Consider the following 15,014-nt stretch of genomic DNA (forward strand, 5'->3'; position numbering starts at 1 on the left):
CCCTTGCTGCTCGTCGCGGCGAGGCGCACCGGGACCAGGCGTCGCGCTCCATGGACCCGAGAAACGATTTCAGTTCGGCGTCATGGCATTCTCCCGCAGCAGCCGCCACCTTGCATATTGCGCGGCTTTCGCCGGATCTGGATCCTCAAAGGATCGCAGCCAGAAGTTCATCCAATCGAGATTCCGCGAATAAATCGCCAGTCTGTGCGCGGGCTGCCACTTGATATGATATTCGTCTGGTAGGACATGCATTTCGACGGGCCGACCAGCCTGTCTGAGCGCGTCGAACGGATGCAGCGCGCTTATCAATTCACGGTCCGGGACATTCAGCAACAATGGCGCGCGAACCCGACTTGCGTTTTCCGTGATCGAGATCGCTCGCCAACGTTCATCTGAACGCCAATCAAGCTCCCAATCGACGAAGTGGTCGCGCCAAGACGGACCATACAGAAAGGCACTCGCGGGCCCCATCTCCGTACCGCTCGCAATTGCCGCGGCGATATTTGGTGCGTTGAACAGCGCGAACATCACGGCCTCCGCGCCATAGCTGAGTCCAGTGATGCCAACTCGATGTGGATCGATGAGGCCCATGGAGTCGAGCTGAGAGACCGCAGCACTGATCGTCTCTTGTACAGAACGCTTCCCGGCGTCGCCGGGACCACGATCTCCTGACGGCAGGTCGAGGCAGAGTACCGCAAAACCTTGGGCTGCAAATGGATAAATGGGGTACTCGTCCCCCACTCCACCGCGGAGATATCCGTAACAACGGTAGGTCACGATGATGAGCGGCAACCGGGCCTGAGAACGCCGGTCCGGTGGCATCACGAGATAGCCGTAAGCCGAGGAGGACGCGGTTCGAAACTCAAGGCGCCGGGGAGGAGGGCCAAGGTCGAATTCTTGAAAGCTGGGATTGGGATCGAAGAGCGTCCTCGACGCGCCCGTTTCGATGTCCACTGAAACAACGCGCCTAGGATCAGTGACAGACTCGATGAGACAGATGAGCTGCGAAGGCCCAGTGTCGCAATCCCAGTAGTATGGTCGACTTCCTTGATTTGGTAGCTCTACGATAAGCCGCGGCTCCGTCCCCTGACGAGGTCGCCACGAGTACAATTGCAGGTCCGGACGCCTCCAACGCGCAAAGATGACTTCGTCGCCATCAGTCCACCAGACATCGGTCGCCGAAGCGCAAGCCGCTGCTTGGCATTGAATGACGGCAGGTTCGTTGTGAAACTGAACCGTAAGCGTGGCTGATTGCGAGGGCACAGCCGGAGGCGTCACGCGCGCGACAGCGCCGGAAGCGCCGGTTGCATGGCGGGGACTGGCCTGCTCTGAGAGCCTTTGAAACTCGGCGCGCTCCTCGGTTGTCGCCTCTCGTTCCTCTCCGTTCTCCAAGAAATGGACCCAAGTTTGTCTTCGTTCTGCGGCGCGCAGAACGGGGCGAACCGGCCTCTGACTGTAAGTGGGCCAAAACCTTTCGTCGAACAGGAAGCCCCGCCGGCCTTCGTGCGCCAACGCCGCTTCGCGTTCCGCGAGACTCGGTTCAACCTCAAACAATATCGACCTACCATCAGCAGCCAGCATGAGATTTCTGACGTCGCCAATCACGTTGCTCAGCTGCTCCGATCGGCGCCCGTCGCGCCGGCTACGCCAAATCTGGGTCTGTCCCGAATTTCTTCGAAGGTAGAAGAGCCATTCGCTGTCGTACGACCATATGGGTGGCGTGGTGATAATCGTTCCGTTCCGCCGACCCTCGACGCCGATTTCCATGAATCGAACGTCGCCGCCATCTGCGATTCTGTGCGCCCCGCCGCCCGCGGTGGAAACAACGTACCAGGCTTGATCGTAAGCGTTCGCGACGGGATCTGCTTGCCGCACCATGAACGTTGCCCATCGACCATCGGGAGAAACCGCCAAGCCATCGAGATCGCGGAGCGTCACCAAATCTAGTAGCGAAAGCGGACGCGCTTGCGCCATGGAGGAAAAGGCAAGCCACAGACTTGTCAGAGTCAGCGTCAGAGCATGTGTGAGAATCCTTGCCATGCAGCGTCACCAAGTCTTGGCAATGCTGAGGACGACCAGTCGCCCTAGCGGATTAGCGTTTGCTGGGTCGAAGCCAGGAGATAATCCGAGCGTGGCCGCGGGCTGCACGAAAGGGGGATCTTCATCAAATAAATTCTGAATCGTCAGATTCAATCTGAGACTTCTATCAGATGAACCCCAAAGGTAGTTGGTCGTCCAGTCGACGGTGGTCCAGGCGTCCACGGTGTGCGGACCGCCTGCAGCCAGCGTTGCCAACGGATTGGAGTACTCGTCAACATAGCGAACGAAAAAGGTTGTATCGAACCGTTCGGTCTCCAAGCCGAAGTACACGTGGCCTCTCAAATCCGCCGGCCGTTGCACGGTGTCCACGACGGAAACAACCGGCGAATTTGCTGACGCCTGCTCGTCAAAAGCAAAAATTCTTGTTGCACCCGCGCCGACCGCGAGGTCGCCGAACGGTGTTTGAAAGCGGTCGCTGATAGTGAAATCCATCCCGTCTTGCTCGGACGATGCGAGGTTACGTGTTCGTGTCTCGAGCACCCAGAGATTTGGCATACGCGCAAACAATTGCGCTGCGGCGTCGGGAGCCAGAAGATTAATGCCCGTATTATTAAAGCCGATGTGCGCGGAATCGAGTAGAGCTTGGACGTCCTCCACCGCGCCTGGCTGGCTAATCACCTCGGGCCAGGCGCTAGGGTTTGCCCGCGCCGGCACAGTGCTTACAGTGCCGATCCTGTCGACGTAGTCGATGTTGTAGTAAGTCGCGCTCGCGCGAAACGTAGGTCGCCACCGGGGACGATAATCAAAGCCAAACGTGTAGGTCTGCGCCGTTTCGGCGTTGAGGTCGTCTGACGGTCCTGCCAACTGAATGACCGTTGAACTCGCGCCGCCAATCAACTGGTTCGCAAGAAGGCCGATCTGAACTGAACTCGGATCGAGCTGCGTCAGCGCAGGCGCGCGAAACGACTCGCCATAGGTGGCCCGGAGGTTGATGGACGGCGTTGGCATCCACGACAAACCCAGCTTTGGACTGACCCTCGATCCAAAGTCCTGATCCAACCTGGGTTCGCTCGTATCATCATAGGTCGTGTAGCGTGCAGCGAGGCTAATTTCGACTCGGTGTGCGAAGGGCAGCCCATCTTCCGGCGCGACAGGCATCGCCAACAATTCCGCGAATGCCGCAAATGTATCTCGTCCAAGCTCGCGTCCGCTCAATGTGCTTCCAAAAGCGTCCCGAGAAGACTCATAGCTCTCTTGCAGATACTCGACCCCAGCAGCGAACCGCAGGTCCTCGATCGGAAGATCGCCACTCGCCATCAACGTCGTTTGCAAGGCCGCGTAGTTTGTGTCGAATACTTGCCCCGGCAGAGATTGGGTCGCGCCGAAGAACGTATCGACGTCGACGCCGGAATACGTTGTCAGCAGCGCGACATCGATGTCCGCAGAGACTTCATAGGTCAATGCAGCATTGGCGAAGTATTGATTAGTGTCGCTCCAGTTGGCGTTTGCCGCCCCCGTTGTAACGCTCGTCACGCTCCTCAACTTTACGTCTTTGATTGAATATCCGAGGTCTCCCGAAACGCGCCAACGGTCATTCAGATTCTGCGATGCCGTGATGAACGCCCTGTGAGCTGTGTGGTCGGGCGTCAAATTGCCCTGCCCGTTGACCAGTGTCTCGAACGTGTAGGAGCGGTCTTCAGCGGCGAGCGCTGACGCGGAGGCAAAGCTATAGGACGCTAAGGCATGACCATCGCTCCAGGTGCGCCCGAGAGCCTGGGAAAACTCGCCCTGACGCAGACCGCCTTCCGTCACGGCGCCATAACTGAAGCGGGTTTCGCCGCCGTCGAAATCATCTCTGAGCACAAAATTGACCACGCCCCCGATCGCGTCAGAACCATAGATGGCCGACGCGCCATCGCTTAGAACCTCCACGCGAGAAATCGCCACCAATGGAATGGCGCTGACGTCAGCTGCCTGACCACCACTTGAAAGAGCCATCCGCCGCCCATTTACGAGAGTGAGCGTGGTGCCGACTCCGAGACCCCGCAATGTAGGTGTTGTCACCGCTTCTCGGTTGAAGTTCGACGACGATCCAGACGTCGGCGCATACTCAGTTCGCGTGCCTAAGTTCTGAGGCAGCCTTTCCATGAACTGTTCGGTCGTGGTGGCGCCGGTGCGACGAACATCCTCCACCGTAAACACATCCACGGGTGCAAAACTCGGCTGCACGCCGCGAATATTTGTACCGACAACGATGATCGGGTCTTCTTCCTCCACGACCTCGTTCCCCGGCGAGACTCGCCGGACATCGGTGAGCTGTGTGGGCGATGAAGCGTCAGCCCGCGGATCGGTCGCCGCGATCACCATGAGCGAGCCGCGCGGCGTGCGCCTCGCGACTAGTCCTGAACCGGCCAACAGCCGTTCCAGCGCAGCTTCCGAGGTATAATCCCCGTGCAATGCCGGCGCGTGCAGGTCCGCTACGATCTCTTCGGAGAAGACGATCTGTTCGCCGGTCGCCTGAGCGTACGCTCGCAAGGCCGCAGACAGCGGCTGCGCCGGAATATTGAGCGTGTACTGGCGCTCCTGGGCGTGCGCGTGGTCGATTGCGATCGGCGCGGCCAACAGAATGCCGGCGAGCGCAGTGTGCTTCAGCCAGCCGAGGCTTCTTGTCTTCCCCATTGCACCTCTCCCCGGAGAGCCGGCTTTGCTTCCACTCCAGCTCTTCCCGGGAGAGCATGACGCGCCAGGTTCAGAAATCCTCCATATGCCAGGGCGCATTCTTCAGATTGCGCGCTCGCGAAGCTCTATGTCGCCGTTCTCTCGAGTCACGGCTTCGACAGGCAAATAGGACGTCACCAGATCGACGAAGTCGGCGACATCGCCCGTGTTTACCACTCCGCTCAGTCGCATCTCGCCTACGTCCTCATCGGCAATGACGATGCGCCGGTCGCTATAGCGTGCAACGCGTTCGGCGACGCTTGCGAGGCTTTCGTCAGCGAAGTCGATCTGTCCTCGCTCCCACGCCACGGCGCGAGTGACATTGGCGGGCGCGACCACCGGCGCTGCCGCGTTCTTCGCCACCAATTGCTGGCCCGCCTCGAGCGTGTATTCTCGCGAGAGGGATCTCCGCGCATTGACGCCGCTCCTGGGCGCGTGCTCCACGACGCGCACTCTTCCCTCGATCAACGTGACGCGCAGGTCCTCCCCCAACAAGTCCACGTTAAAGGCTGTGCCCACGGCGATGACGGTCTGAGCGCCGGCCCTCACCGAGAACGGCCGCATCGGATCATGCGCCACATCAAAGCGCGCCTGGCCGCGGCGCAGTTCGAGCTGGCGCGCGCTGTCCGTGTAGCGCACGCGCAGGTCGGTGCCGCTGTCGAGCGAAATCCGGGATCCATCGGTCAGCACCACCGAACGCCGCTCGCCAAGTTCTGTGGCAAAGCGCTGCGGCTGCGTCTCGTACCAGAACATGCCGCCAAGGCCGCCGGCGCCGAGGGCCAAAAGCAGGATCGCCGCGGCGGCCAGTCGCCGCCACGTGGGCTGCCTTAGCTGCCAGCGCCTCGACGCTTTCTCTGCACGAGCCAACGCCGCGCGGCGGCGCGCAACCAGTGCGGGCGAGTTGGCCTGCTCTCCGAGCAGCGTCCAGGGAGCCTCCACCTGGCGCCAAGCGTCGAGGTGGCTCTCATCGGCGGCAAGCCAGCCCTCAAACTCGGGCGAGCTCTCAACGCCCGCATCGGCGAGCCGAATGCGCCAAGCAGCCGCTTCGGCGAGCGGTCGTTGCGCTTCGGGCGTGGGGCCTGCCCGTTCGCTCATTTGTCAGAGCACCGTTTGGCGAGGTGAAGCATGGCGCGCATCAGATGCTTTTCCACCGTTGAAACTGCAATTCCGAACAATTGGGCGATGTCGCGCTGCTTCATGTGCTCCATCCGTGCGAGGATGAAAATGTCGCGTGTGCGCTCGCCGAGTTCATCGAGCGCGGATAACGCCCTGGCCAGCTCCTCTCGCCCGAGTAAGACGCGCTCGGGCGCGCGTTCCTCCACCAGATCGGCGATCTGTTCAGCCGCGGCCTCGTCTTCGGAGATAGAAAGGCGCTTTCCGCGAACGGCCCCGCGCCGGGCCCGGTCGGTCAACAGGTTGGCCGCGACCTTGAATACGAAGGCCTCTGCGTTCTCAAGGCGGCCGGCCTCCGACGACGCAAGCAACCGCACGAAGGTTTCCTGGGTGAGATCCTCGGCATCCTCGCGACTGCCTGTGCGGCGCAAGAAAAAGCTCATGAGTGGGCCGCGATAGCGCGCGTCGAGGATGGCGAGCAGACCCTCGCGCCCCTTCGCCGCTTCTTGGCCCATCGTCTTCCTACCTCCATCCAAGAGGATAGAGAGAACAGCGCCCTCAAGCCATTGAATTGAGGCTCGGAAGCAGCAATGCACGATTTCGCTCACGACCGTTACGGATTCCGCGGCGCAATGCGTCTTACTCACTCTTAAGGCGCAAACGGCGGCAAGAGCGAGGATTTGATGTGCCGCGAAGTCGTGCATGTCCGCCGCCGCGGCAGCGGACGCTGAAGCGTACGACAAGCCTCGGCGCTTATTTCTTGTAAAATATTCACCCAAGCGAAGGTGGCGCGCCGTCGAAATGACGAAGAGCGGCCTGACCTAGCGCTCCAATCCTGCCTTTGCCGCGGCAGGAGGCGCACAGCGATGATACCTGTTCTCGAATGCGCGCCCAACGCTACGCGTGGCCGCCCGCTTGCGCTGTCGCCACTCTCCGCTGCCCCAGCGACGCCAGACGCAGGCGCCGACGCAACTCCCGGCGAAGTCAAACGCGGCACGGCGAGGGCTGGGCGCGCATCAGAGATAACGCCTGCGATTCAGCTCACCTTCCCAGGCGTATGGGACCCCTGCGTTGCCTCCCAGCGGCCCGGCCTTACCACTTACAAAGCACGCCGCCTTGACAATGCGAGTGTTACATGACCGAGCGGCTCTATCTTGCCGAAGATGTTTATGTGTGCGTGACCGAGGGCCACGGTGTCTTTCTCGACTTGAAGCAGGACAAGTACAGCGCCGTGATGTTTGTCGGCGCTCCTGCCGCCTCTGGGGGCGACGACGCCGCAGACTACGACAGCGCATCCGCTCTCGCCGAGAAGCTCGCGCAACAAAGCAAAGCGTTGCTCGCGGCGGGGCTGCTCACCACCGACAAGGCCAAAGGTAAATCAATCGAAGCAACTCCGATTGAGCGCCCCCACGGGCACATTTTCGGGCTTGATGATCAGCGGGCCTTTGGCCTCACTGGACCTGCGGCCGCAGAACTCGAGATCACTTTGCGTGACCTCTGGGACTTCTTTGCGGCATCATGGAAGGCGTCTCGCGAACTCAAGACCAAGCACATCTCGCAAGTTGTGGAACGGGCTCGTCGGCGCAAACGAGCTGCCCGCGATCCGGACACAGACATCGAACAGCTGCGCAGGCGCACTGCAATCTACCGGCGCCTTAGGCCTTGGTATCCGCGCAAATACCTCTGCCTCTATGACTCGTTAGCGCTCGTGGAGTTTCTGGCGAGACGCAAAGTCTATCCAGTATGGGTGTTCGCGGTGCAGGCCCAGCCCTTTGGCGCGCACTGTTGGGTGCAGCATGAAGGGCTGCTGCTGAACGAAGGCACTGAATACGCGGGGCAGTTCACACCCATAATGTCCATTTGAACGAGAGAGACACGATGGACCGTTTTGTCGCGATGATATGGAATCCGGAGGATCAGTCGCGGCATCTGCAGGTTGCCGCATGGAGCCAGGCGCTGCAGTATCAGTCGCCACGTTGGAATCGTGTGCTAGACTTGCCTGGACTCCGCGTTTTCTCCTTTGAGCATCGCGACAACGGTCCAGTAGTGACGCGCTGGTCCAATGGCGAGGGTGTAGTCCTCGGCGTGCTGTTTCGACGAGGCCGCGAAACAGAAGGACGCGTCAGAACCCTCGAACACGCCGATAGCGAACGCGTGAGCGCCACCAACGGCGATCTGCTGGCAAAGGCATACTGGGGGAACTACGTGGCCATCTGGCACAACCCCAGTACGGAATCCGTAATGGTATTGCGTGATCCGTGTGGCGCGACGCCGTGCTATACCCGCCACATCGACGGCATCACCCTTGCCTTCGCGGATATAGAGGATGTCACCGTCTTCCGAGGCTTACGCTTCAGCGTCGACTGGAACTACCTGCAAGCGTTCATCCTGTTCAACTACTTCGTCACCAGGCACACTGGCCTGGCAGAAGCGAAGGAACTGCTAGGCGGACAGCGTTTGGAGCTGCGACGAAGCGGCGAGCCCCTGCTTTCATGGGCGTGGAACGGCGCAGCGATCGCCGCAGCGGCCGAGCCGCGAAGCTTTGAGGATGCCAGTGCGGAACTGCGGGCAACTGCAGAATCGTGCTTCTCCGCCTGGGGCAGCGAGTATCGGAGCATAATTGTATCGCTCTCCGGGGGCCTTGACTCGTCAATTCTGGTCAATCTGCTTCAGCGAGAAGGCAGCGCCGACATTTGCGCACAACACTGGCTCTTCGGCGGGTACGAGCAATACGAATCCGTGATGGCGCGTTCGGCCGCGGCGTATGCCGGCGTCACACTTTTTGAAAGCCCTATGGATCCCGCAAAGGATGACGCCCGACGCATCCTGAGCATGCGACGCCGCGCGCGCCCGAAACTGCAGACCCGCGCAGTGCTCATCGATGATGTTTCAAGAGAACTCGCCGACAGCATAGGCGCCGATTGCTTCATGACCGGTCAGGGCGGAGACAGTGTCTTCCTTCAATATGGCGGCGCGCAACGCATCCTTGCAGACTATGTTCGCCTGCGAGGATTGGGGCCAGACGTCACGCGCATCGCCTATACCACCGCGATGTTGCAACGCTCTTCTGTCTGGCATGTGTTACGAGACGTGCTCGTGCAGCCGAGATGGCGACCACTGGAGTATGTCTATGATCCCGACCGCAACCGGCACACTCCCCTAACCTCGACCGCCATAGACGCAATCTCCGACGATTACAAATACCACCCATGGTATGAAGAAGCCAAGCGCTTGCCACCATGTAAAGCGGACCAGCTCACCAGCATAGTAGCGCTATACAACTACCATTCGGACTACGGTCGCGGCATCGATCGCGATGTGATCCTTCCTTACTTCTCGCAGCCGATCGTTGAACTCGTTCTACGTACGCCAACGTTTCTGTTGGCCCATAACGGCATCGACCGCGCGCTCGAGAGACATGCGTTCTCCGATCTCATACCTCAGGCGATCGCGAGGCGGACGGGAAAAGGAGGCATCAGCCATTACGTGCGCGATGTCTGGCGACGCAACCAAAACTTCTATCGCGAACTCATCCTTGATGGCGAGTTGATGAAGCAAGGTTGGCTGCAACGACAGAAGATCGAACGCATGCTAAGCGCTGAGTACGCCGCCGACGGCCGTGGGGGCACCTTCGTTGGACTCCTCGCCGTCGCTGAAGCCTGGCTCAAGTCGTGGCGCTCAATGACGCCGCCGCCCACAACAGAGGCTGCTCAAAATATATTCACTTAACATCTGGGGCGGCGAGAGTGGCGATGTTGTAAAGGCTTGATGTCGCGATTTTGCGACGTGCAACTAGAGAGCAAAGCCATGATCGACCTCGGCACGATCTCCGAAGAAACCCTGGGCGTCCCCGCCGGCCAAATCGACGAAGCGCCGGAAGATCCGCGTCTCTTCGCGTAACAAGACGCGTGCCGACCTCGTCGGCGAGCGTCTTGCGGGATATGCGGAACCCGGGCCGCATATCCCCTCTGCTCGTTCTAGCCCTCATCGCGCGCCATGGCCTTGATCGGTCGCGACTTGATGCACGTGGCGACGCGCTTCAGCTGAACTCAGAGGCCGTATCAATGCGCGCAACCCTCGCCATCGTTCGTACTGAAGCGTTTTTGCAGGGTCATCGTCTTCAACGTCTCTGAGCCAAAAGTTCAACCAGTCGATATTCCGTTCGTAGATGGCCAATCGGTGGCGCGGCTGCCATTTCACGTGATACTCGTTAGGGAAAACATACATCTCGACCGCACGTGACGCGTCCTCCAGAGCAGTCACCGGGGCAACTGCAGAGACCATCTCGTGGTCGGAGATATGTAGTAGAAGGGGTGCCGTAACTCGGTCCGCATTCGGCGTCACCGCCAGAGCTCGCCACCGGTCCGGAGTTGCGTCTGGCGCTCCCAAACCGCGTGCGCGAAAAGATCTTCGGGCGGCGGGACCGTACAAGTAATAGTCCGTCGGTTCATATCCAACACCGCTTGCGATCGCGACGCTAAGGCGCGGCATATTAAACAAAGCAAACTGAACAATTTCCGCACCAAAGCTTAGTCCCGTCACCGCTACCCGATCTGGGTCTATTCGGCCGGTCGCGGCAAGCACGTCCACGGCGGCGTCAAGACATTCCTGAACCCAGCGTTTTTCCGGTTCGCCAGGTCCGCGAGCCCACCTGACATAGCTCTGAGCATCCTGTCGAGCTTGCCGCTCTTCATCGCCGAGCGGCGCATTAAAGCACAACACCGCAAAGCCCTGTGCCGCTAGCGCATAGATCGGGTACTCGTCCCCCGTGCCCCCCCTCAAGAACCCTTCGCAGCGATAAGTCACGACTACCAAGGGTAACCGCTCATCTTGATCGCTTTCCGGTGGGTAGACGACATACCCGTCCGCTCCCACGCCAGCGCGTGTCGTGAACTCGATACGCTGAGGACGTGCGCCGAGGTCGAACTCGCGCCACTCAGGATTAGCGTCAAACAATGTGGCTATTTCGCCTGTGTCCAAATCCACTGCAACGAGTCGACGGGGCACATCTGACTCTTCAAAAAGGCAGATCAATCTATCGTCCGCTACAGAACAACGCCACTCGACCGTGGCGGAGGGGACAAGCTTTCCGTCCGTCCGCATGATGAAACGCGGAGCGCGGTCGCCGGGGCGCCACGAATAGAGAGCGGTGCTGGAATAGTACTCGCCCTCTCGGCGAGCAAATACCAACTCACGGTCGTCGCGCCACCACAGGCCAGGCAAGCTTCGCCCTGTGCACGCAGCATGCTCACACACAACAACGTCGCCGCCGCCCAGCTGCGCGACCAGCGTCAGCGGCGGCATGAAGCCTTGTTGCTCCGGGTCGCGCGCCTCGGTCCAGGCGAGTGAACCTCCCGCAGACGTCGCAGCTTCGCCGCGCACCGTTGGGCGATTGAGCGGCCGCGCGCCAGCTTGGCCGCGCATAAACGCATCCGCCTCTCGGCTTGTGGCGGATCGCTCTCGCCTCGTCACCAAGTCATAGACGCGAATTCGCCCAGCGCTAACCTGACTTGGCGAACGCTCTGGCGCTCCCCCGCCCAGCCTCACATCATGAGGGAAAACTGGATGCGGACTTCGTGCAGGGAAAAACCTCGCATCATAAAGCAGCCCACTCAAACCTTCTTCAAGCAAGGCGGCCCGTCGGTGCGCCGCACTGGGCTCCGTCTCAAAAATCAAGCGATTGCCGTCGGCACTGTACGCGAGCGCGCGCACACTCGCATCACCACGAGTCAATTGCTCAGTGCGACCATCTCTGGCGCTCCGCCAAATTTGCACAACGCCGTCGTGATCTCGCAGGTACGCAATCCACTCGCTATTTGGCGACCAGACAGGCGGCGTCGGATAGATAGCCCCGTTCACCCGACCCTGAAAGTGTCCCAATATTGGGGGCCCAGCGTCGGCGAGTCGCTGCGTCGCAGATCCGCCCGCCGTACTAACGATGTGCCATTCTGCGTTGTAACGATTGGCGTTCGGCTGCGCCTGCCGCAACTGGAAAGCCGCCCACTCTCCGTTTGGAGACACGCTGAGAGCCTCAATGTCGCGCAGGGTCGCAATATCAAGCGCGGCCACCCGCCGCCCCTCCTGCGCCGCAGCGACGCGTGGGACAAACAACGCGATGAACAACAGGCAAATCCACCATCGCGCGCGGCGGCGATGCGCGCTTACCATGTTTGTGCCACGCCAAACACCACGAACCTTCCGAGGGGATCAGCGTTCGCGGGATCAAAGCCCGCGGTATTGTTCAAACCGACGGCGGCATTGTTGCCCACGAAAGGTGGGTCTTCATCAAAAAGATTCTGCACGCTTAGCGAGAACCTCGTCCCCTCTCGGACGCGATATGACAATGTCCAGTCAACAGTTGTCCAACTCTCCACCTCATCCGCGCCCGTCGGCCGAGGATTCACGTAGTCGTCGACATAGTTGAGATTGAGCGTGCTGTCCCAGCGCTCGCGCGTAAGCGTGCCGAAAAGCCGTGCCCGAAGGCTCACCGGACGACCAGGTGTATCAACGACCGAGTTGACGGGAGAGCCGGCGGCGTCCTGCTGATCGTACGCAAGGATCTGCGTCAGCTGTCCGCCGAGCGCGATCGTACCTATATCGAAGTCAAAACTGTCGCTGAATGCGACATCAATTCCCTCTAGCCTTGAGACCGCCAAGTTTCTGTAGCGCGCATCTGATATCCAGAGATTGGGAAGGGCAAAGAGCGCCAACGATGCGGCGTGAGGGTCAGAAAGGTCGATCCCAGTGTTATTGAACGCGTTTGTCGTAGTTCGAAGAAACTCCTCGAGTTGCGCCGCCGATAACGGTCGATACACCGCCTCAGGTGCGGCGGCCGGGTCCACCTGCCCAGCGGCGACATTGGCTTGGCCGATACGATCGTGATAGTCGATATTGAAGTAGGTTGCGGTCGCCCGAAAATCCCCGCGATGCGAACGATAATCAGCGCCGATTGTGTAAGTTTCGGCGGTTTCTGGCTCGAGATCTGGCGCTGGGCTGGCGAGTAACTGAATGACGGGTGACACCACGCCGCCTATCGAAAACACGCCTTGGACGATGTTCGTCCGCGCTGTTCCGGGATCCAGTTGTGATAACGACGGCGCGCGGAACGACTCACCGTAGGTTGCCCGGAGGGCGACTGAGTCCGTCAGTCTCCAATGCACACCGACTTTGGGGCTAATGCTGTCGCCGAAATCGCGGCCCAATGTGGGTGAACTTGTATCCTCGTAGTTCGTGTATCGAGCCGCTAGACTGAGTTCGAGAGATTCGACGAGGCTAAGGCCACGCCCTTCCCCGACAATAGGGACGTACAACTCGCCGAAGGCGTAGGTCGTCCGCCTCCCCAGCTCTCGGTCGCTGAGCGCAGTGGCGCTGTCAAAAACTGTAGTTGATAGATATGACTCGTCTTGAAAGCCGCCGCCCGCAGAGAAACGTACGTCACCGCCGGGCAACGCCAGCAGCGTTCCGTCGAGCATCAGCGTAGCTTCGAGAGATTGGTGGTTTTTGTCCAGAATCCTGATCGTTGGCGCCGGCGCGAGAAACCCCCTCGTTGACTGAAGCGTGTCCGTGTCAACGTTCGCATAGGATACGATGAATGATCCGGTTATCGAATCGTCAAACTGGTATTCGGCCTCCACATTTGCAAACGCCTGCTCGGTTTCGTTGTCGATTAGGAAAGTGAACCTGCTTGCGGGCGACGCAGCCGTCTGATTGGTGCCGAAGAGTTTTGACTCCCTCACGGAGAACGCCAGGTCTGCGCTGATGCGCGTCCGCTCGCCAAGTTCCTGCGAGAGTGTCGCCAGCCCGCTATAGCGTTGATCTACAGGCGTCAAATATGCCGGCCCTGCCGGGGCAGCATAATCACGATCCTCACTTTCGAGTGGAGACGCCGATGATGCGTCTACGGAAATGAGACCATTCCCGGAGTTCCACTGCCGGCCAACGGTCTGCGAAAAATTGCCCTGGCGCATCCCGCCATTCGTCGCCCCGCCATAGGTTAGGCGCGTCTCCGCTCCGTCAAAATCGTCGCGCAGTACAAAGTTGACTACGCCGCCGACTGCATCGGACCCATATATGGCCGATGCCCCATCAGTCAGAACCTCGACGCGAGCTACTGCGCTCACGGGGATTAGCGAGACATCGGAGGTTTGGCCGTTTGAACTCATCCCAAGACGGCGGCCGTTCAGTAGAGTGAGTGTGGTCCCCACGCCCAAGCCACGAAGATCGACGGCGTTCACGGCCTCTCGGTTCTGCGAGGTGGCAAGCGGAGTATTCTGCGATCGTCCCCCAAAGTTCTGGGGCAGTTTACGGATGAACTGCTCGGTCGTGGTAGCGCCTGTCCGCGCAATTTCCTCGGCTGTATAAATGTCGACCGGAGATGAAGACGGATAGATGCCACGAATGTTGGTGCCCAGTACGACAATTGGTTCGTCTTCATCCTGCCCCCCGTCACTTTGCCGGTCCGCTTCCGCCGGACTGGCGAGCCGAAAGACCTCGTCCCCCGCGCTTCGGCGTTGATCGACGTCACGAGCCGACGAGGTTCGGCGCAAGCGCACGGCGCCGTTCTCGAAACGCCCGTTATATCCTGTGCCTTGCAGCAGTTGCGAAAGAGCCTGCTCAGGTCGCATTGGGCCATGGACGGGATTTGACCTCGCTGAACTTGAAGGCTCCTCAGTCATGACGAGCTGAACGCCGGCCTGACGCGCGTACGCCACGAGCGCGGACCCCACCGGCTGCGCCGGAATGTCGAACTCGACGGTTTCGCGTTGCGCTTGCGCGCTCGCCGGCGTTGATATCGCGATTGGAGAAACGCCGGCGAGCAACGCCACAAGCGTCGCCGCGGCGCGCCGTGATGCGACGCCCCGTTTCTTTACCGAACCCGGTCCTTTGCCCATCGAAACGCCCTCCCCTGTGCGCGGGCGATCGGACAATCGCACGTGACAATACGGTGACGCTCGACAGGACGGGTTGGGTAGGTGTGCCTGCGTTCGAATCGAAGGTCGACGCTTCTCAAGGCGTCTTGGAATCGGCCGGCCTAGATCGAGACGCTGCTTGGAAGCCCTTCGACGATCCCCTCAGGCAGCTCAACCGTTGCACGCTTGAGAGCTCTGGAGACGGCGCGGGATTCAAACAGCCAGTCCGGCGGA

9 protein-coding genes are annotated in these 15,014 nt (G+C 60.2%); 3 read left to right on the forward strand and 6 right to left on the reverse strand.

Annotated elements, in window-relative coordinates; all coding sequences use genetic code 11:
• Window positions 1-69 precede the first annotated feature (69 nt).
• The 4 genes from VEA80_RS01045 to VEA80_RS01060 all read right to left on the reverse strand — a co-directional run bounded on the left by VEA80_RS01045 (window position 70) and on the right by VEA80_RS01060 (window position 6,386).
• The gene (locus VEA80_RS01045; protein WP_325058823.1) at window positions 70-2,040 is read right to left on the reverse strand and encodes an Atxe2 family lasso peptide isopeptidase; all 1,971 of its coding nucleotides are present in this window, start codon (window positions 2,038-2,040) and stop codon (window positions 70-72) included.
• Window positions 2,041-2,046: 6 nt separating this feature from the next.
• Entirely contained in the window at window positions 2,047-4,719 is a 2,673-nt protein-coding gene (locus tag VEA80_RS01050) for a TonB-dependent receptor (protein ID WP_325058824.1), read from the reverse strand.
• A gap of 102 nt (window positions 4,720-4,821) precedes the next feature.
• A complete protein-coding gene (locus VEA80_RS01055; protein WP_325058825.1) occupies window positions 4,822-5,853 on the reverse strand; it encodes a FecR family protein in 1,032 nt (343 codons plus the stop codon).
• Window positions 5,850-6,386: an RNA polymerase sigma factor gene (locus VEA80_RS01060; RefSeq protein ID WP_325058826.1), complete on the reverse strand. Its 537-nt coding sequence runs from the start codon at window positions 6,384-6,386 to the stop codon at window positions 5,850-5,852. The genes VEA80_RS01055 and VEA80_RS01060 overlap by 4 nt, the downstream gene beginning before the upstream one ends.
• 620 nt (window positions 6,387-7,006) lie before the next feature.
• Here VEA80_RS01060 and VEA80_RS01065 point away from each other — a divergent pair.
• The 3 genes from VEA80_RS01065 to VEA80_RS20590 all read left to right on the forward strand — a co-directional run bounded on the left by VEA80_RS01065 (window position 7,007) and on the right by VEA80_RS20590 (window position 9,771).
• The gene (locus VEA80_RS01065) at window positions 7,007-7,735 is read left to right on the forward strand and encodes a lasso peptide biosynthesis B2 protein (protein ID WP_325058827.1); all 729 of its coding nucleotides are present in this window, start codon (window positions 7,007-7,009) and stop codon (window positions 7,733-7,735) included.
• 14 nt (window positions 7,736-7,749) lie between these two features.
• Complete coding sequence (locus tag VEA80_RS01070) at window positions 7,750-9,600, forward strand: asparagine synthase-related protein (protein WP_325058828.1); 1,851 nt, start codon at window positions 7,750-7,752, stop codon at window positions 9,598-9,600.
• Between the two features lie 78 nt (window positions 9,601-9,678).
• Complete coding sequence (locus tag VEA80_RS20590) at window positions 9,679-9,771, forward strand: hypothetical protein (protein WP_422665202.1); 93 nt, start codon at window positions 9,679-9,681, stop codon at window positions 9,769-9,771.
• 84 nt (window positions 9,772-9,855) lie between these two features.
• On the opposite strand, the gene VEA80_RS01075 is transcribed toward VEA80_RS20590, so the two are convergent.
• Both VEA80_RS01075 and VEA80_RS01080 read right to left on the reverse strand, forming a co-directional pair.
• Window positions 9,856-12,039, reverse strand: a complete 2,184-nt coding sequence (locus VEA80_RS01075) for an Atxe2 family lasso peptide isopeptidase (protein ID WP_325058829.1) — start codon at window positions 12,037-12,039, stop codon at window positions 9,856-9,858.
• Complete coding sequence (locus VEA80_RS01080; protein ID WP_325058830.1) at window positions 12,033-14,762, reverse strand: TonB-dependent receptor; 2,730 nt, start codon at window positions 14,760-14,762, stop codon at window positions 12,033-12,035. Before VEA80_RS01080 ends, VEA80_RS01075 begins: the two co-directional genes overlap by 7 nt.
• Between the last annotated feature and the right edge of the window lie 252 nt (window positions 14,763-15,014).

This window comes from Vitreimonas sp., from assembly GCF_035627415.1.
GTDB lineage: Bacteria > Pseudomonadota > Alphaproteobacteria > Caulobacterales > Aquidulcibacteraceae > Vitreimonas.